The organism is Stenotrophomonas sp. ZAC14D1_NAIMI4_1 (genome assembly GCF_003086775.1).
In the GTDB taxonomy this organism is placed as follows: Bacteria; Pseudomonadota; Gammaproteobacteria; order Xanthomonadales; family Xanthomonadaceae; genus Stenotrophomonas.
Map to the genome: position 1 here is coordinate 1,502,286 of NZ_CP026001.1, position 18,296 is coordinate 1,520,581.

Consider the following 18,296-nt stretch of genomic DNA (forward strand, 5'->3'; position numbering starts at 1 on the left):
ATCGGCCGCTGGCCGTTACCATCGCGCGAAACCCCGGTGATGGCCTGCACACGGCCGCAACCCCCGTTCGGAGATGGTGCTGGATGAACAACTGGATTGGAGGCGCCGTGCTGCTGGCCTGCGCGACGATGGCACATGCGGCTGAGACCGCGCCGACCCCGGCGCAGCTGCAGGACCTGGATGCGACCGTCGAGCGCGTGCGCGCGCAGTTCGACGTGCCCGGCGTGGCCGTGGCCGTGGTCAAGGACGGCAAGGTGGTGCTGGAACGCGGCTGGGGCGTGCGTGAGCTGGGCAAGCCGGCGCCCGTGCAGGCCGACACCCTGTTCGCCATCGCCTCCAACACCAAGGCGTTCACCGCCACCTCGCTGAACCTGCTGGCCGAGGACGGCAAGCTGAAGATGGACGACAAGGTGATCGACCACCTGCCGTCGTTCCGCATGTCCGACCCGTTCGTGACCGGGCAGATGACCCTGCGCGACCTGCTTTCGCACCGCAGCGGCCTGAGCCTGGGGGCCGGCGACCTGCTGTTCTGGCCGACCACGTCCTACAGCAATGCCGAGGTGGTGCAGCGGCTCGGCCAGGTGCCGCTGAAGGGTGGTTTCCGCGAGCGATATGCCTACGACAACATCCTCTATGCGGTGGCCCAGCAGGTCATCGAGAAGGTGTCGGGCATGAGCTACCAGCAGTTCCTGCAGACGCGCATCTTCGACAAGGTGGGCATGGCCGGCACGCGCTACAACGCCGACCACCTGCAGGCCGGTGACAACGCGGCGATCGGCCACGCCAAGTACGATTTCAAGGACCTGCGCACCGTCGCGCCGCTGACCTGGTCGAACAACGCTGGTGCCGGCGGCATCTATTCCAGCGCACATGACATGGCGCGCTGGATGCAGGTGCAGCTGGCCGAGGGCACGCTGGCCGACGGTACGCCGCTGTTCAGTGCCAAGACCCAGAAAGAAATGTGGCAGATGATCACGCCGCAGGCCATTGCCGCGCCGAGCGTGCCCGAGCTGGAGCCGGCGCGCGCCAACTTCGCCGGTTACGGCGAGGGCTGGAGCCTGAGCGACTACCGCGGGCAGAAGCTGGTCTGGCACACCGGTGGCTGGCCGGGCATGGTTTCGCGCCTGACCCTGGTGCCGGGGCACAAGCTGGGCGTGGTGGTGCTGACCAACCAGGAAGCGGGCGCGGCATTCAATGCCATCACCCTGAGCGTGCTCGATGCCTACCTGGGCGGCGAAAAGCACGATTGGGTGGACGCCTATGCCAAGGGCGTGGCCAAGGGGCAGGACAAGGCGGATGAAGCCTGGGCCAAGCACCAGGCCGAACGCGCCAAGGGCAGCACGCCGTCGCTGCCGCTGGCGCGCTATGCCGCCACGTACCGCGACCGCTGGTATGGCGACATGGTGGTGTCTGCAGAGGGCAAGGGCCTGCGCCTGCGTTTTGCCAAAACGGCGCAGTTGAGCGGCCGCCTGGAGCACTGGCAGCACGATACGTTCATCGTGCGCTGGGATGACCGCTCGCTCAACGCCGATGCGTTCGTCAACTTCAGCCTGGACCCGGACGGCAAGGTGCGCGAAGTGCGCATGCAGCCGATCTCGGACCTGACCGATTTCAGCTTCGACTTCCAGGACCTGCTGTTCACCCCGGTCAGCCCGTAACGGTAGCGCCGGGCCATGCCCGGCGAACGCCAGGAACACACCGGCCATGGGATAATCCCCGCGCTGATCTGGCGAGGGAATGTGATGTTTCGTTGGTTTGAATCCCTGATTCCGGTGTTCCCGCCCGTGGACGGCCGCATGCCGCCGCAGAAAGTGCTGCCGTTCTACCTGCACTACCTGCGCCCGGTGTGGCCGGTGCTGCTGGCCACCCTCATCGCCGGCCTGCTGCTGGCGCTGGTGGAAGTGGCGATGTTCGATTACCTGGGCCGCATCGTCGACATGGTCGCCGAGCAGCCCGGTGCCGGCTTCTTCCAGCGCCATGCCAACGAACTGGGCTGGATGCTGTTCATCACGGTCATCGCGCGGCCGATCCTGGTCGGCCTGCACAACCTGCTGGTCAACCAGGCCATCGTGCCCGGCCTGAGCAACCGCTCGCGCTGGCTGATGCACAACTACGTGGTGCGGCAGAGCCTGAGCTTCTTCCAGAACGACTTTGCCGGCAGCGTCGCCAACCGGGTGATGCAGACCGGTACCTCGCTGCGCGAATCGGCCGTGCAGATGGTCGATTCGCTCTGGTACATCGTGGTCTACACCGGTACCGCGCTCTACCTGTTCGCGCAGGCGGACTGGCGCCTGATGGTGCCGCTGATCCTGTGGCTGCTGGCCTACGCGGTGATCCTGGCCTACTTCGTGCCGCGCGCGAAGGAACGGGCCTGGATTGCGTCGGAGGCACGTTCCAAGGCGATGGGCCGCATCGTCGATGGTTACACCAACATCCCCACGCTGAAGCTGTTCGCCCACGGCGGGCGCGAGCAGACCTACGTGGCCGAGTCGATCCAGGAGCTGGCGGTCAAGCACCGCGCGCAGACCCGCATCACCACCGGCATGGACCTGACCATCGCCATCGTCAACGGCTTCCTGATTGCCGGTACCTGCGGCCTGGCGCTGTGGCTGTGGAACGGCGGGCACATCACGGTGGGCGCGATCACCCTGGCCACCGGCCTGGTCATCCGCATCCACAACATGTCCGGCTGGATCATGTGGACCATCAACGGCATCTTCGAGGACATCGGCACGGTGCAGGATGGCATCACCACCATCGCCCAGCCGCTGACCGTGCAGGACCGCGAAGACGCCGCGCCGCTGCAGGTGGCCCACGGTGGCGTGCATTTCCAGGACATCCACTTCCACTACGGCAAGAAGGGCGGGGTGATCGCCGGGCTGGACCTCGTGGTGAAGCCCGGCGAGAAGATCGGCCTGGTCGGTCCGTCCGGTGCCGGCAAGTCGACCCTGGTCAACATCCTGCTGCGCCTCTATGACCTGGAAAGCGGACGCATCCTGATCGACGGCCAGGACATCGCCCGCGTTACCCAGGAAAGCCTGCGCCAGCAGATCGGCGTGGTCACCCAGGACACCTCGCTGCTGCATCGCTCGATCCGCGACAACCTGCTGTACGGCCGCCCCGACGCGACCGATGAGCAGCTGCGCGCGGCCGTGGCCAAGGCACGTGCCGAAGCCTTCATCGACACGCTGGTGGACGGGCAGGGGCGCCGTGGCTATGACGCGCATGTCGGCGAGCGCGGCGTGAAGCTGTCCGGTGGCCAGCGCCAGCGCATCGCCATTGCCCGCGTGCTGCTGAAGGACGCGCCGATCCTGGTGCTGGACGAAGCTACCTCGGCGCTGGATTCGGAAGTGGAAGCGGCGATCCAGGACAGCCTGGACGAGCTGATGGGCGGCAAGACGGTCATCGCCATCGCGCACCGCCTGTCGACCATCGCGCGCATGGACCGCCTGGTGGTGATGGACCAGGGCCGCATCGCCGAAACCGGCACCCATGCCGAACTGATCGCCGCCGGTGGGCTGTACGCGCGCCTGTGGGCGCGGCAGACCGGTGGGTTCGTGGCTGCCGACCAATGATGGGATCGGGGTCGGAGCCCTTTCCGTAGGAAAGGGCTCTGACCCCAGTGTGTTTCCGGAGACCTGCATGATCCACCCGCTACATCCTGTGCTGCTCGCGCTTGCTCTGGTCAGTTCAACCGCGGCCGCCGCGCCAGCCCCCGTGCAAGGCGAAGCCCTCGAGCAGGTCGTCCTGCTCAGCCGCCACAACCTGCGCGCACCGCTGGTCTCTTCGGGCGCGCTGGCCGATGCCACGCCACACGCGTGGGCCACCTGGGACGTTGCCGCCGGCGAGCTGAGCACCAAGGGCGGTGTGCTGGAGGTCTACCTGGGCCGCTACCTTGGCCAATGGCTGCGCCAGCAGCAGGTACTGCCGGCAACGGGTTGCCCGCAGGAGGGCGATTTCCACGCGCTGGCCAACAGCCTGCAGCGCACCCAGGCCACCGCGCAGTTCTTCGTTGCCGGGGCGTTTCCTGGCTGCCACGTCACGGTGCAACAGCGCAGGCCGCTGGGCACGATGGACCCGCTGTTCGACCCGGTGATCCACCGCGACGACGCCGGCTTCCAGCGCCGCGCGCTGCGGGCCATGCAGAAGGCCGAATCGCAGGCACGGCTGGGCCCGGACCTGCAGGTCGTCGAGGGCGTGGTGGAACATGCATCCTCGCCGGCCTGTGCCGGGCGCAGCCCGTGCGCGCTGCAGGCCGGCGACAGCCGTTTCCGCGTCGAAGCGGGCAGGGAGCCGGGGGCCTCCGGTTCATTGGCGCTGGCCAACGGCATGGTCGATGCGCTGCTGATGCAGGATTACCAGAACGACAGCGGAACACCGGCAGGTTGGGGCCGCCTGCACGGCGACGCCCAGTGGCAGGCCCTGGCGCGGGTCCGCAACGGCTACCAGGACATCCTGTTCGGCACCCCGGAGGTGGCACGCGACGTGGCCGCTCCGCTGCTGTCGCACATTGATGGCCTGTTCGCCGATCCGCAGTCGCCGAAGGTGAGTCTGCTGGTCGGCCACGATTCCAACATCGGCGCCGTGCTGGCGGCATTGGGTGCCGCGGATTACACGCTGCCGGGCCAGCTTGAGAAGACGCCGATCGGCGGCCTGCTGCAGTTCGAGCGCTGGCGCGTGCACAGCGGCGAAGCGCGCTACCGGCTGGTGTATGTCTATCCCACCCGCACGCAGTTGCGTGATGCGCTGCCGTTGAGTGATGCACAGCCGCCCGGACGGGTGGAGCTGGCGCTGCCCGGATGTGGGCAGGACGGATGCAGTGACGTGCAGTTCAAGCGCCTGCTGCATCGCGCGGTGGATTGAATGCCATCCACGCCATGCGTGGATGGGGGGCAGTAGATCCACGCCATGCGTGGATGAACCTATCCGCAGTGCGGACCAACGGTCCGCACCCACCTTCCAACTCACTCGATCGGCTGGTCCAGCATCAGCTGCCGTGCGAAGCGCACCGGCGGCGCGCCGTAGGACAGCATCTGGTCGTGGTAGGCCTTCAGGTTGAACTTGTCGCCCAGCTTGTCCTGCATCGCCTTGCGGGTGTCGAAGTGTTCCTGTGCACCGACGAAGTAGGTCGGCAGCTGCGCCGAGGTCAGCTGCGCGCGCACCCACTTGCCCGAGGCTTCGCTTTCCTGCTGGAACGCGTCGTGGGTCATCAGATGCATCGCCTTCTCGCGATCCCAGTTGTCCACGTGCACGCCCTGGTCGAGGATCGCGTTGGAGATCGTGCGCAGGTAGAACTTCAGCTGCACCAGGTGGAACAGCGGGTCGTTGTCGAGGTAACCCTGCTCCTGCATCATGCGCTCGGTGTAGACCGCCCAGCCTTCGGCGAACAGGCCCGAACGCAGCACCGCACGCAGGGTCGACGGGAACTTGGCCGAGTGCCAGCCTTCCAGGTAATGACCCGGCGTGCCTTCGTGGATGCTCAGCAGGTGGATCATGCGCGAGTTGTACTCACGCAGGAACGAATCGACCTGCTTGTCGCTCCAGTCGTCCGGAATCGGCGAGACGGCGTAGAAGGTCTTCAGGTTCTTGTCCAGCGGGCCCGGCGAATCGCAGTAGGCCACGGCCACGCCGCGCTGGAATTCGGGCATCAGGATGATGTCCACCGGCGCATCGGGCAGGGTCATCAGGTCGTGTTCGCGCACGAACGCGGTGGACTGCTCCAGCGCGGCCTTGGCATCGTCCACCACCTTGTCGCGCGCCGGCTTGTCGGCGTACGCCAGCTCCAGCGCGGCCTCGATGGCCTTCTGCTGCTGCTCGTCGGTCGGCTGCGCCGGCATCTCCGGTGCGCCCGGCTTGTCCTTCAGCACGGTCTGCGCGATGCCATACATGTCCTCGCGCACGCGCTTGAGTTCGGCGCGTGCACGCTCGCCGATCTCCTGGCGCGACAGCGAGGAATTCAGCGCGAACTTCAGCTTTTGGTCGTACTTTTCCGCACCGATGCGGAAGTCACCCTTGGCGTTCGGCACCAGGGTCTTGTCCAGCCAGGCCTGCTGTTCGTCCACTGCCTTCTTCAGGCCGTCGATGGCCGCCTGCAGGCGTTGCTGGTCGGCCTGCGGCAGTTCGCCGATATGCGGGGTGATGAAGGTATCGACGATGCTGAGGATGCCCTTGTTCTGCTTGGCCACCGTCTCGGCGTGGATCTTCGGCACGCGTGCCGGGTCGAGGTTCTCGCGGGCCTGGGCGAAGATCGCCGGCAGCTTTTCCATGCGCGCGGTGGCCGACTTCAGGCGGTCGGACAGCGGTGCGAACTCACGGGCCATCAGGCCGTACAGGGCGCTGCCGGCCAGGCCGTTGTAGAGCTGCGGGTCCCACTTGCCGGACTGCAGCACCTCGCTGTTCCAGATTTCCGACTGCAGCTGGTTGCGCAGGATCGCCGCGTCGACCTGGTTCTCGCGGCCCAGCTTGGCCACGTCGATCTTGTCCAGCTCGGCGAGCAGGCCCTTGTACGCGTCCACGGTCTTCTGCTGGCCGGCCGCGCTCAGGTCGTCGATCTCGCTGTCATAGCGGTGGTCGCCGATCTGCGTGGCGCTGACCGGGGACAGCTGCATCCAGGTGTCCAGCGCACGCTTGGACAGGTCGGCGAAGGCGGCATCGACCGCGGCGTCGCCGGCCTGCTGGCTGGCGGCCGGGGTGGAACCGTTGGTCGGGGCGTCGGCCGGCTGGCAACCGGCCAGGGCAGCGACCAGGGCAAGGGCAAGGAGATGCGGGCGCATCGGCGTTCCTGTACTGGGATCAATCCCCGAGCATAGGGCGCGCGGGGCGCTTTGTCCCCCTGCCATAGGATTACCATGGGCGCTGGCAGGAATCCCACGCCCCAGGAGGGCAACGAGATGCAGGTTCAAGGAAGAAGCGTTTTCCCCGGGCGGGGCGCGATGATCGCGCTGTTGGCACTGGTGGTCCTGGGAGGCACCAGCTGCGCCAACAAGGAGCGCGTACCCGGTGGTGGCGCGCCCGCACCCATGGCCGCGATCAAGCAGGGCGAGGGTCAGTTCCTGGCCTACACCCACGAGGTCCGCGTTGAACTGGACGGCGAACGCATCGGCCCGCGCCTGCAGGCCCTGGCGGAGTCCTGCCAGAAGGCCCAGTTTGGTGACTGCACGCTGCTGGAGATGAGCGAAGGCGATTACACGCCACGCCCCGACGTGCTGCGTCACGAGGCGCGCATCCGCGTCCGTCTCGCGCCCGACGGGGTGGGGCCGTTCATTGCACTGGCCGGCCGCGACGGGCACGTTGCCAACCGGTCCACCGATGCGGAAGACCTTGCCGAGCAGGTGGCCGACACCCGCCGCACGCAGGACCGCCTGCAGCGCGAATACGAAAAGCTGTCGGTGATGCAGCAGCGGGCCGACGTCAAGGTGGCCGACCTGCTGGCCATCTCGCAGCGCATGTCGGAAATCGAGGCCGGCCTGGAAGCCGCCAACCGCGAAGCCGCACAGCAGCGCCGCCGCATCGATACCCAGCTGGTGACCGTGCAGCTGGAACCGCCGTCAGGCGAAACCGGGCGCAGCGAGATCGGCGCCGCGGTACGCGACTTCGGCGGCGTGTTCACCAGCAGCGTGGCCTTCGTCATCCGCGCTGTTGCGGCACTGGTGCCCGTGGGCGTGGTGCTGTGGCTGCTGGGCTGGGTGGGGCTGGCACTGTGGCGCAGGCGGCGCCGCAAGGCGTAAGCGCCGGCAACGGGTAACGCCGGGCCAGGCCCGGCGAGCCCTCAGCCCTCGTCGGTCTCGTACTCGACGAACACGTCCAGTTCCAGCGCCAGTTCCTGCACCGCATCGCGCACCTTCTGCGCGGTGCTTTCGTTGCCGACTTCCACTTCCAGTTCGTGGATGCCCGGGCCGATGTCATCGGACAGGCCGGCCGAGCTGGAATCATCGTCGTCCATGTGCGGCATCAGGTCGTCGGTTTCTTCGACATGTTCGATGCCTTCCAGGCCCAGCAGCAGGTCGCTGATGGCGCGGGCGTCGTCTTCGGTTCCGGTGATGCGCAGTCGCAGCATTGGCATGGCGGGTACACAGAGTGGGGTTGCCTGCAGCCTAGCCAGCGAAGGGAAAAGACCGGGTGAGGGCGCAGTCAGCCGGCCGTGGGCGGGCGCCCCAGCAGGCTGTCGGGCAGGGCGGGGATGGGCGTGCGCTCGTCCTGCGCCTGGGCCAGCAGCCAGTCGATGAACACGCGCGCGGCCGGGCTGGGCGGCTGCGCTTCGGCATGCACCACGTAGTAGGCGTAGCGCGCCTTCAGGGCCGGGCCGGGCAGGCGCACCACTTCATAGCGCTGCAGGTAGGGCTGGGCGACGTGGGTACGCGCCAGCACCGCGCCCATGCCGTACACCGCCGCGCGCATCGCATCGGTGCTGTCGGCGAAGGTGTGCATCGGCGGCAAGGGCGAGGGCGGCCGCACGCCGGCATGGCGGAACCAGTCGCGCCAGCCCTGCGGCGAGAGATCGGTCAACAGGGGCAGCTCGGCGATGCGCGCGGGGTCCTGCAGGGCTTCCACGCCAGGCAGGGCCGGCGAGGCCACCGGGAACAGGCTGTCGTCCATCAGGTGCTGCGCATGCAGGCCCGGCCACTGGCCCAGCCCGTAGCGGATGCCGACCTCCGGCCCGTTCTCGTCGTAGCGGTCCAGGCCGCTGCCGGTGTGCAGTTCGATGCGGATGTGCGGGTGCGCCTGGGTGAAGCGCGGCAGGCGTGGCAGCAGCCAGCAGTACGACAGCGAGCGCAGGGTGGTGATGCGCAGCGGCACGCTGTCCGCATCCGGCTGCAGGTGGTGGGCAACGGCGGCGACATCGGTGAATGCGGCACTGGCGGCGTCGGCCAGCTGCCGGCCCTCGGCGGTCAGGCGCACCCCGCGCGCATGGCGCAGGAACAGGCGAACCTCCAGCACCTCCTCCAGGCGGCGCACGTGGTGGCTGACCGCGCTGGCAGTCAGGTGCAGCTCCTGGGCGGCCTGTGCGAAGTTCTGGTGGCGCGCGGCCACCGCGAACACGGCCAGAGCGGGGAGCAGGGAAGGGCGTAGCTGCATGTCGAGCCTCAAACCATATTTGTGGCTGGCAGCGATACTACGCGCTTGTGCAGCAGGCGTCTGCGGATGATCCTGTCGGCCCAGACACAGCGCAGGCGCAGGACGGAGGCAGGGCATGAACGCGGTACCGCAGGTGGCTGAGCGCGATTGGCGCACCCCGTTGGAGCTGACCCTGCTGGGTGCGATCTGGGGCTGCTCGTTCCTGTTCATGCGCGTGGCCGTGCCCTCGTTCGGCCCATTCGCGCTGGTGGAGGTGCGGCTGGTGCTGGGCGCGCTGGTACTGATGCCGTTCCTGTGGCGTGCCCGCGCGCAGTTCCCGCCGCGCCGCTGGCTGTGGCTGGCGCCGATCGGCCTGATCAACTCGGCGCTGCCATTCGTGCTGTTCGCCTATTCGGCCGAGCAGGCGCCGGCGGCCATCGGCGCCATCTGCAACGCGATGACAGTCCTGTTTGCCGCGTTGATCGCCTTCCTGTTCTTCGGCGAGAAGATCGGCGTGCGCCGTGCCAGCGCGCTGCTGGTCGGGTTTGCCGGTGTGGTGGTGCTGGCCACGGCCAAAGTGTCCGGCCTGAGCATCGGCATGGCGGTGCTGGCCGGCGCGGCCGCCTCGCTGCTGTATGGCCTCGGCGTGAACCTGGTGAAGCGGCACATGACCGGCCTGCCATCGGCTGCAGCGGCGGCGGCAACGCTGGGCTGTGCCTCGCTGTGGATGCTGCCGATGGCGGTGACGCACTGGCCGCAGGCCGCGATTCCGGGCAAGGCCTGGGGCGCAGCGATCGCGCTGGGTGTGGCGTGCACCGGCCTGGCCTTCCTGATGTTCTACCGCCTGATCGGCCGCATCGGTCCTTCGCGTGCGTCGACGGTGACCTACCTGATTCCGCTGTTCGGCGCCGCATTCGCGTGGCTGTTCCTCGACGAACCGGTGACCCTGCAGATGCTGATTGCCGGCGGCCTGATCCTCGGCAGCGTGGCCGTCAGCCAGAAGGGCTGAGCGCACCGACGCACGGGTCGTGCCGGGCGCTGCCCGGCCGCGTCTTCAATGCTTGCGCTCGCGGCTGTGGATTTTGATCTGGGTCCGCCTTGGAGCGAGCCGAGCACCGCAGGTCCGGCGAGGGCGAAGAGGCGCGGGTGTCTGAGCGCAGCGAGTTCCGCGCCGTCCCTCGACGGACCGAGGAGCGCAGGGAACCGGCGCGCAGCGCCGGCTCGCGGACGGCGGCGCGTTTCTTTTGGTTACTTTTCTTGATGGCGCACATCCATGCGCGCCCCCCTTCGGGCCGGCTTCGCCGTTCCGCGCTGCTCCTGCAGCGCGGTGCGCGGGCAAAGAAAAGTGACGCCCATGAAAGATGAAGCGCCTTCAGCACGCGTCAACTGAGAAAATTCGATGTGCTACCGCACCGGCACCGGAATATTGCACAGGTCGATATGCCCGGCCGGGCGCTTGTAGAAGTCATCCACGCGGTTGCGGCGTGCTTCCACCGTATCGGCGAAGGTCTTCGAATCGGTGCGCAGCACCTGGATCGGCGTGCGCTCTGCAGCCGGCACATCGCTCGCCCGGCGGATCGAGACGATCGGCGTGCGCAGCTTCGGGTCTTCATAGAAGCCCATCGGCGCCGGCCCGCGCGGGATCGCGCTGAGCAGTTCCATGCCCTTCAGCACGCGGCCGACCAGGGTGATGTTGCGGTCCAGCTGGCGCGGCGATTGCCCAGTCACCACGTACAGTTCGGCACCGATGCTGCTGTCTTCCTCGTTGCTGCGCCCCGCGCCCAGCATGCCGTAGCAGTGCGCCAGCCAGGCCTTGCCGGCCTGCGGATCCTGGCCCACCGGGAAGCCATCGACGAAACCGGTCTGCGCCGCCCAGCCATCGCGGTCGGGCAGCACGCCCACCTTCAGGCCGGCGCTGGCGCGCTCGAATTCGGCCGGCAACTTGCGCGCGGCGCTGCCGAACGGCTTGGCCTTGGCCGCGTCATCGGCGTCGGCATCGCCGAACTGCACCACGAAATTGTCCTGCGAGCGGTAGATGCTGGTGCCATCCCAGAAGTGCTCATGGGCGAAGGTCTGGATGTTGGCCACATGGCGCGGAGCAAACTGCGGCGCCAGCTCGATGATGACCCGCCCGGCCGGCAGGTCCATGTACAGCAGGTTGGCCGGGTCCGGCGTGCGCCAGTCGCTGGCCGCCGACGCATCGAGGATCTGCTGCGGGCTGCGGTACGGCGTGGCCGCGCTGGCCAGGGCTGGCAGCAGGCAGGCGAGGGCGAGGGCGGTCAGGGCAAGGCGACAGCGGTGCGACATGGAAACCCCGGAACATGAACGAGGCCTCGATTCTGCGCGAGAGTACGCGCCTGCGCCACGGTGGCGTGCTGGCCCTGGCCGTGTGCGTCCTGCACGATGGTCATTCTCCCTGGTGGAAGCAGATGATGTTGATACCGCATCCGGACGCGCCTGAGGCCGCACTGCGCGCGATGATCGAGCAGATCCTGAAGGGATTCGTCGATGAGGGCGTGGATCGTGTGCATTGGTTGCAGACCTTGTCGCCACTGGGGCTGTTCGATCTTGATGGGCGTCGGCGCAGTTGGTGGGCTGCCAATGATGATGGCCTGCTCGCCTGTCTGCAGGCCTGTGCAGCAGTGCCGGTGGGTGTGCAGACGGCAGCACTCTTCCTTGCCGGATCCGATGGCAATGGCCGAACGCGCGAGGCCGCGTTGCAGGTGATGCGCTCGGTGCCCAGCCATCTGACGCTGTCCTGTGCCTTGCTCCGCTGCAATGACTGGGTGGCCGAAGTGCGGGCGGTGGCCCAGGACGTGGTGATCGACCTGCTCGCGCAGTGCGCGGTGCCGCATGTGCTGGCGGCCTGGCCGGTGGCCGTGCGCCTGCGCGCTGCGCAGCGCGTTGACCGGGCGTGGCTCGAGGGCACCCTGTTCGCATGGTTGTCATCGCCCTCCAACCGCGCAGTGCTCGAAGGACTGCTGGGCCATCCAGACGCACGCACCCGGCTGGCGGCCTACGCCGTAGCCCTGCACAGTCATCCGGACCGGGCGGCCTTGCGCGCACGCGCGCTGCGGGACAGTGATCCGCACGTCTCGCACCTGGCACTTGTCGATCTTCTGCAGCACGCTGAGCCCGATGAGATCGACGCGCAGTGCGCGCTGGCCTTGTCCGCCCCATCAACCAGGGTGCGTAGCGCCGCGCTGCGTGCGCTGGTCGAGCGCGAAGTGGCCGGCATGGATGAATACATCGAAGCCGCGGCATTCGACCGTTCGCGTGGCGTGCGCCGGTTGGCGGCGTGGCTGCTCGAGCAGCGGCAGGCCACGCCGGCCATCGCGCTGTGGCGCGACGAACTCAAGCACGGCCGACGCGGGCGATGGCGCGAAGCACTGGAAGCGCTGGCCGACCACGCCGAGGCGGAGGATGTGCCTGCACTGCGCGCCCTGTTGCCCCGGGTGTCGCCGCGGCATCAGCGTTCCTGCCTGCGCGGCTGGGTGCGGGCCGAGGGCGGTGCCAGCCTGGCGGTGCTGCGCGAGGCGCTGGAAGTGCGGGGACGGGCCGTGAATGCGCTGCTGGCCAGCGCCACCGCCCTATGGGCGGCAGAGCTGGACCCGGCACGCCTGCTCGCGTTCTGTCATGACGGTCCTTCGCCGATGGCACAGGCGGGCCTGCTTGCGCAGCTGACGAAGCTGCCCCTGTGGCAGCACCTCGACCTGCTGCTGGATGCGGTGCCGCAACGCGAGGATGAACGTGCATGGCACCTGCGGCTCGTGCATGACTGGCTTCGGGTGAGCGGGCAGTACTCGCCGCTGGGGGCCTCCCGGCGGCAGGCCCTGGTCAGCCGCCTTGAAGAGGGCAGGCACGCTTTGCCCGAGGCCGTGGCCGTCCAGGTTCTGGCAGCGGTGCGGCGGGCCTGACTCCCTCGCCGCACGGCAGGGTGACTAACGACACATTCGCTATACCGGACTTCACACTACTGTTGACTCCAACATAGTGGAGGGCCGGTCATGACCGAAGACGACGTCCACCTGAAGAAGTTCCAGAAGGAGCTCAGTGCCGGAACGGTGTCGCTGGCCCTGCTGGCGGTGCTGGCCCGGGCGGGGGAGCCGCTGTACGGGTACCTCATCGCCAAGGAGCTGGAGCGCGTGGGTGAGGGCGTGCTGAGCGGCAAGCAGAGCGCGCTGTACCCGGTGCTGCGCAACCTGGAGGGTGCCGGCCTGCTCGAGAGCCATGTCGAGCCGTCCAGCAGCGGGCCACCGCGCCGCTACTACCGCATCAATGAACGTGGCCACGAGGTGCTGGCGCAGTGGCGCCAGGCCTGGCAGGCCACCCGCGATTCCGTCGATTCCGTGTTGGAGGGGGTACCGCAATGAACGAGCAGAACCTGGCAGGCACTGGCCTGCCCACCACGATCACCCAGTACCTGGCGCAGCTGCGTGCGGCGCTGCAGGGCGCCGACGCGGCGATGGTGCAGGACGCCTTGTACGACGCCGAGGAATACCTGCGTTCCGAACTGGCCGCACAGCCGGGCCGCAGCGAAGCCGAGGTGATCGCCGATGTCGCCAGCAGCTACGGCGCACCGGCGGAAGTGGCGGAGATCTATCGCGAAACCGAGGTGACCGTGAACCGCGCGCTGCGCACGCCGCGTGCCGACACCAGCCCGGTGCTGCGCGCCGCAGCCGAAGCCAGCGGCGTGGCACCGGCCGCGCCGACGCCCGCACCGGTGCAGCGTTCGCTGGCGGCACGCTTCTTCGGCGTGGTGATGGATCCGCACACCTACGGCGCACTGTTCTACATGCTGCTGTCGCTGGCCACGGGCACCTTCTTCTTCACCTGGGTGGTGACCGGCCTGTCGCTGTCGCTGGGCCTGCTGATCCTGATCATCGGCATACCGCTGACGGTGCTGTTCTTCGGCTCGGTGCGTGGGCTGGCCCTGCTGGAAGGGCGCCTGGTGGAAGCGCTGCTGGGCGAGCGCATGCCGCGCCGGCCGCGCTACACCGACCGCAGCCGCACGTGGCTGCAGCGCATCGGCGACATGTTCACCGACGGCCGCACCTGGCTGACGCTGCTGTACTTCCTGCTGATGCTGCCGCTGGGCGTGGTCTACTTCACGATTGCGGTCACCCTGCTGTCGGTGTCGCTGGCCTTCATCTGGTCGCCGGTGGCGGCGCTGCTCGACCTGAGCGTGCCGAGCATCTACATCGACGGCACCAACGTGTTGCCGCTGGCTGCAACCCCGGTGCTGGCCGTGGTGGGCGCGCTGCTGCTGCTGCTGACGATGCACCTGGCCCGCGGCATCGGCAAGCTGCACGGTCTGCTGGCCAAGCACCTGCTGGTGCGGCTGTAAGAGCCTGGGGTCGGATCCCTGTTCGCCGAACAGGGCTCTGACCCCGGGTTTGATCGCGCTGGGGTCAGAGCCCTTTCCGTTGGAAAGGGATCCGACCCCGGGCGGGGAATCAACCCGCCTTGCGCCGCAACGGGGTGACGTTGCTCTTCTTCTTCGTGGCCTTGGCAGCCGGTGCCTCGGCATGGGCGGCGAAGAAATCGCGCACCTTCGGGTACACCACTTCGCGCCAGCGGCGGCCGCTGAAGATGCCGTAGTGGCCGGCGCCTTCGACGATGAAATGCTCGCGGCGGTCGGCCGCGATGCCGGTGCACAGCGCCTGCGCGGCTTCGGTCTGGCCGAGGCCGGCGATGTCATCCAGCTCGCCTTCGATGCTCAGCAGCGCGGTATCGCGGATGGCCGACGGGTCGACGTTCTCGCCATTGACCACCCACTCGCCACGCGGCAGCAGGAAGTCCTGGAACACCACCGAAATGGTGTCGAGGTAGTACTTGGCCGGCATGTCCAGCACCGCGTTGTATTCGTCGTAGAACGTGCGGTGCGCGTCGGCGTCTTCCAGGTCGCCCTTGACCAGGTCGGTGTAGAAATCCCAGTGCGAACTGAAGTGGCGGCTGGGGTTCATCGACAGGAAGCCGGCGTGCTGCAGGAAGCCCGGGTACACGCGGCGGCCGGCGCCAGGGTAGCTGGCCGGCACGGTGTGGATGACGTTGTTCTCGAACCACGACAGCGGGTTCTGCGTGGCCAGGTTGTTCACTGCGGTCGGGCTGCAGCGCGCATCGATCGGGCCACCCATCATCACCAGCGAGCGCGGGGTCGGCTCGCCACGGCTGGCCATCAGCGAAACCGCGGCCAGCACCGGCACTGTCGGCTGGCACACGCTCACCACATGCAGGCGCTCCACGCCGAGGTGGCGGATGAATTCCTGGATGTAGGCGATGTAGTCGTCCAGCCCGAACTCACCTTCGCTGGCCGGCACCATGCGCGCATCCACCCAGTCGGTGACGTACACGCGGTGGTCGCGCAGCAGCGTGCGCACGGTATCGCGCAGCAGCGTGGCGTGGTGGCCCGACAGGGGCGCCACCACCAGCACGAACGGCTGGTTGAGCATCGTGTGCAGCTGGTCGGCTTCGTTGCTGTGGCGCTTGAAGCGCAGCAGCTTGCAGAACGGCTTGCTCACTTCCTCGTGCACGACGATCGGCACGCGCTCGCCTTCGACGTCGATTTCGTTGATGCCCCATTCGGGCTTCTCGTAATCCTTGCCGATGCGATGGAAGAGTTCATTGACCGCCGCCAGGCGATCAGCGCCCGGCATCTGCGACCACCAGTGGCCCTGGTTGGCGAAGAACTTGGCGTTGGCCTGGGCCTGGTGCACCCAGGGGGCGAGCAGGTTGCGGGTCAGTTCGTGTAGTTGATAGAGCATGACGACCGAATATGTATGGTCATATGTTGCCGCGCAGCATATCCCATCCGGGCGTCCCACAGGTTAAGTGGGGCAAAAATAATGAATCCGGATTCACATCTTTTCCAGCGCGGCGGCCTCGCTGGCCAGGCCCGGGCCCAGCCACAGGTGTGAACCGATGGCCTGCAGGCCCTGGCGGGCCAGCTCGCGGCGGTACCAGCGCGCCGGCCGGGCCTGGAAGCCCTCGTGGTCGCCGTCGAACGCATCCTCGGCGGCGAAGGTCTCCAGGAAGGCCACCCCGGCGGTCAGCTCGCCCACGCCGGCCAGGCCAGCGCGCAGTTCGCGGTCGGGCACGTAGTGCATCACGTCCGAGCACACCAGCAGGTCGACCGGGGCACAGGGCCGCAGCCAGGCGAAATCGCCGAAGCTGGCCATGTGCAGGTTGCGGGTGCGTCCGTAACGGCGCACAGCGTACTCGCTGCTGTCGAAGCCGAGGTATTGGACCTTCGGACGCAGCTTCAGCAGCGGCGCGCGCCAGGCGCCTTCGCCGCAGCCGATGTCGAGCACGCTGCGCACCGGCCGCTCCAGGTAGTACTCGGCGGTGGCCACGGCCAGGGCGACCTTGCGCGCCAGGCGGGCGCTGCCGCCGATATCGGCCCGGCGGTACCAGCGTTGGAAGTAGGCGGCGTCGTAGGTCTTGTCCATGGGGCAGGGCACGTAGAGGGTGAAAACGGCGCCTATCGTACGGCGTCGCGGCCGTGATGCGGCAATTGGCCGCGGCAGCCACCCACGGGGTGGCTCTACTGCGACAATGGGCGCCCATCACCGCCAGCCGCCGGAGCGAGCGCATGCAGAGCTACTACTGGGTCAAGACCTTCCACATCGTGTTCGTGGTGGCGTGGATGGCAACCGTGTTCTACCTGCCGCGCATCCTGGTGAACCTGGCCGAGACCGCAGGCCAGCCGGCGGTGGGCGAGCGCCTGCAGCTGATGGGCCTGCGCCTGTACCGTTTCGGCCATTCGATGTTCGGGCTGGCCTTCGTGCTGGGCCTGGTGCTGTGGCTGGGCTACAAGGTCATCCCGGATTTCCCGACCATGGTCGCGCCCGGTGGCGCCGGCTGGCTGCACGCCAAGCTGGGCCTGGTGGTGCTGCTGCTGGTGTATTTCATCTGGACAGGGCGCCTGCTGAAGGGCGTGGCCAAGGGCCGCACGCTGCCGTCCTCGCGCGCGCTGCGCTGGATCAACGAGATTCCGTTGCTGGCCTTCATCCCGATTGTCTGGCTGGTGCTGGCCAAGCCGTTCTGAGGCGTGGATGCCGTCAACGCGCAAACGAAGAGAGCCGGGCATCTGCCCGGCTCTTTCGTTTCTGCAATCGCCTGCATGTTGCCGGCCAGCGGCCGGCACTACCGGGTTTTGCCAGCGGCCGGCACTACCAGGTTTGGCCAGCGGCCGGCACTACCGGGCTTATGCGGCTTCGTAGGTGCCGTAGCTGCGCAGGCGCGTGTAGCGGCGCTCCAGCAGCTGCTCGGTGGACAGGCCGTCCAGTGCTTCCAGCTCGTTCAGCAGCACGGCCTTCAGGCGCTTGGCCATCTGGGTCGGGTTGCGGTGGGCGCCGCCGGTCGGCTCACGCACCACCTTGTCGACCAGGCCCAGGCTCTTCAGGCGCGGCGCGGTCAGGCCCAGCTGCTCGGCAGCGTCCTTGGCCTTGCCGGCATCCTTCCACAGGATCGAGGCGCAGCCTTCCGGGGTGATGGTCGAGTACACCGCGTATTCCAGCATCACGGTGCGGTCGCCCACGCCCAGCGCCAGCGCGCCGCCGGAGCCGCCTTCGCCGATCACCGTGCAGATCACCGGCACCTTCAGCTCGGCCATCTCCATCAGGTTGCGGGCGATCGCTTCGGACTGGCCGCGCGATTCGGCGTCGATGCCCGGCCAGGCGCCGGCGGTGTCGATCAGGGTCAGCACCGGCAGGCCGAAACGTTCGGCCATCTTCATCAGGCGCAGGGCCTTGCGATAGCCCTCCGGCTTGGGCATGCCGAAGTTGCGCTTGATCTTTTCCTTGGTGTCGCGGCCCTTCTGGTGGCCGATCACCATCACCGAACGGCCGTTGATGCGGGCCAGGCCACCCATGATGGCCTTGTCGTCGGCGAAGGCGCGGTCACCGGCCAGTTCCTGGAACTCATCGAAGATGATGCGCAGGTAATCGGCGGTGTACGGGCGCGACGGGTGGCGGGCCAGCTGCAGCACCTGCCAGGAGGTCAGGTTGCGGAAGATCTGCGCGGTGCGCAGGCGCAGCTTGTCCTGCAGGGCTTGAACCTCGGCCTCGACATTGACCGCCGGTCCGGCACTGGCGTTGCGCAGTTCCTGGATCTTGGCTTCCAGGTCGGCGATGGGTTGCTCGAAGTCGAGGTAGTTCGGATTCATCGGAAGCCGTCGTGTAAAGAAGAGGGGAATTCTAGCCGAATGCGCAGCAATGGCCCGTACGCCTTCGTCTGGAAGG

Annotated in this window: 16 protein-coding genes; 9 read left to right on the plus strand and 7 right to left on the minus strand. The window is 67.8% G+C overall.

Going from position 1 to position 18,296, the window contains the following annotated elements:
• The first annotated feature begins 83 nt into the window (after positions 1 to 83).
• The 3 genes from C1927_RS06955 to agp all read left to right on the plus strand — a co-directional run bounded on the left by C1927_RS06955 (position 84) and on the right by agp (position 4,863).
• Entirely contained in the window at positions 84 to 1,658 is a 1,575-nt protein-coding gene (locus C1927_RS06955) for a serine hydrolase (RefSeq protein ID WP_079221228.1), read from the plus strand.
• 84 nt (positions 1,659 to 1,742) lie between these two features.
• Positions 1,743 to 3,575: a multidrug efflux ABC transporter SmrA gene (gene smrA, locus C1927_RS06960; RefSeq protein WP_108746279.1), complete on the plus strand. Its 1,833-nt coding sequence runs from the start codon at positions 1,743 to 1,745 to the stop codon at positions 3,573 to 3,575.
• A 67-nt stretch (positions 3,576 to 3,642) separates the two neighbouring features.
• Positions 3,643 to 4,863 carry a bifunctional glucose-1-phosphatase/inositol phosphatase gene (gene agp, locus C1927_RS06965; protein ID WP_108746280.1) on the plus strand — a complete coding sequence of 407 codons (1,221 nt, stop codon included), beginning with the start codon at positions 3,643 to 3,645 and terminating at the stop codon, positions 4,861 to 4,863.
• Positions 4,864 to 4,964: 101 nt separating this feature from the next.
• Here the strand turns inward: agp and C1927_RS06970 are convergent, their stop codons facing one another.
• Positions 4,965 to 6,773 (minus strand): DUF885 domain-containing protein, encoded by a 1,809-nt coding sequence (locus tag C1927_RS06970; protein WP_108746281.1) that lies wholly within the window; start codon positions 6,771 to 6,773, stop codon positions 4,965 to 4,967.
• 159 nt (positions 6,774 to 6,932) lie between these two features.
• Here C1927_RS06970 and C1927_RS06975 point away from each other — a divergent pair, with 159 nt between their 5' ends.
• Positions 6,933 to 7,727, plus strand: a complete 795-nt coding sequence (locus tag C1927_RS06975) for a DUF4349 domain-containing protein (RefSeq protein ID WP_108746282.1) — start codon at positions 6,933 to 6,935, stop codon at positions 7,725 to 7,727.
• A 41-nt stretch (positions 7,728 to 7,768) separates the two neighbouring features.
• Here C1927_RS06975 and C1927_RS06980 read toward each other — a convergent pair whose 3' ends face one another.
• Positions 7,769 to 8,062: a hypothetical protein gene (locus C1927_RS06980; RefSeq protein WP_079221233.1), complete on the minus strand. Its 294-nt coding sequence runs from the start codon at positions 8,060 to 8,062 to the stop codon at positions 7,769 to 7,771.
• A gap of 68 nt (positions 8,063 to 8,130) precedes the next feature.
• A complete protein-coding gene (locus C1927_RS06985) occupies positions 8,131 to 9,075 on the minus strand; it encodes a LysR substrate-binding domain-containing protein (RefSeq protein WP_108746283.1) in 945 nt (314 codons plus the stop codon).
• 115 nt (positions 9,076 to 9,190) lie between these two features.
• Between C1927_RS06985 and C1927_RS06990 the strand changes: the two genes are divergently transcribed.
• Positions 9,191 to 10,063: a DMT family transporter gene (locus C1927_RS06990; protein ID WP_108746284.1), complete on the plus strand. Its 873-nt coding sequence runs from the start codon at positions 9,191 to 9,193 to the stop codon at positions 10,061 to 10,063.
• Between the two features lie 395 nt (positions 10,064 to 10,458).
• Here C1927_RS06990 and C1927_RS06995 read toward each other — a convergent pair whose 3' ends face one another.
• Positions 10,459 to 11,361 (minus strand): peptidylprolyl isomerase, encoded by a 903-nt coding sequence (locus C1927_RS06995; RefSeq protein WP_108746285.1) that lies wholly within the window; start codon positions 11,359 to 11,361, stop codon positions 10,459 to 10,461.
• 14 nt (positions 11,362 to 11,375) lie between these two features.
• Here C1927_RS06995 and C1927_RS07000 point away from each other — a divergent pair, with 14 nt between their 5' ends.
• The 3 genes from C1927_RS07000 (at position 11,376) to C1927_RS07010 (ending at position 14,401) form a co-directional block, all read left to right on the plus strand.
• Positions 11,376 to 12,971 (plus strand): hypothetical protein, encoded by a 1,596-nt coding sequence (locus C1927_RS07000; protein ID WP_108746286.1) that lies wholly within the window; start codon positions 11,376 to 11,378, stop codon positions 12,969 to 12,971.
• 90 nt (positions 12,972 to 13,061) lie between these two features.
• Entirely contained in the window at positions 13,062 to 13,427 is a 366-nt protein-coding gene (locus C1927_RS07005) for a PadR family transcriptional regulator (RefSeq protein WP_079221238.1), read from the plus strand.
• Positions 13,424 to 14,401 carry a sensor domain-containing protein gene (locus tag C1927_RS07010; RefSeq protein ID WP_108746287.1) on the plus strand — a complete coding sequence of 326 codons (978 nt, stop codon included), beginning with the start codon at positions 13,424 to 13,426 and terminating at the stop codon, positions 14,399 to 14,401. Before C1927_RS07005 ends, C1927_RS07010 begins: the two co-directional genes overlap by 4 nt.
• A 109-nt stretch (positions 14,402 to 14,510) precedes the next feature.
• Here C1927_RS07010 and phaZ read toward each other — a convergent pair whose 3' ends face one another.
• Both phaZ and C1927_RS07020 read right to left on the minus strand, forming a co-directional pair.
• On the minus strand, positions 14,511 to 15,818 hold the full coding sequence (gene phaZ / locus C1927_RS07015; protein WP_108746288.1) for a polyhydroxyalkanoate depolymerase: 1,308 nt from the start codon (positions 15,816 to 15,818) through the stop codon (positions 14,511 to 14,513).
• A 93-nt stretch (positions 15,819 to 15,911) separates the two neighbouring features.
• The gene (locus C1927_RS07020) at positions 15,912 to 16,502 is read right to left on the minus strand and encodes a class I SAM-dependent methyltransferase (protein WP_079221241.1); all 591 of its coding nucleotides are present in this window, start codon (positions 16,500 to 16,502) and stop codon (positions 15,912 to 15,914) included.
• Positions 16,503 to 16,645: 143 nt separating this feature from the next.
• Here C1927_RS07020 and C1927_RS07025 point away from each other — a divergent pair, with 143 nt between their 5' ends.
• On the plus strand, positions 16,646 to 17,101 hold the full coding sequence (locus tag C1927_RS07025; RefSeq protein ID WP_079221242.1) for a CopD family protein: 456 nt from the start codon (positions 16,646 to 16,648) through the stop codon (positions 17,099 to 17,101).
• A 159-nt stretch (positions 17,102 to 17,260) separates the two neighbouring features.
• Here the strand turns inward: C1927_RS07025 and C1927_RS07030 are convergent, their stop codons facing one another.
• A complete protein-coding gene (locus C1927_RS07030) occupies positions 17,261 to 18,220 on the minus strand; it encodes an acetyl-CoA carboxylase carboxyltransferase subunit alpha (protein ID WP_108746289.1) in 960 nt (319 codons plus the stop codon).
• Positions 18,221 to 18,296 lie beyond the last annotated feature (76 nt).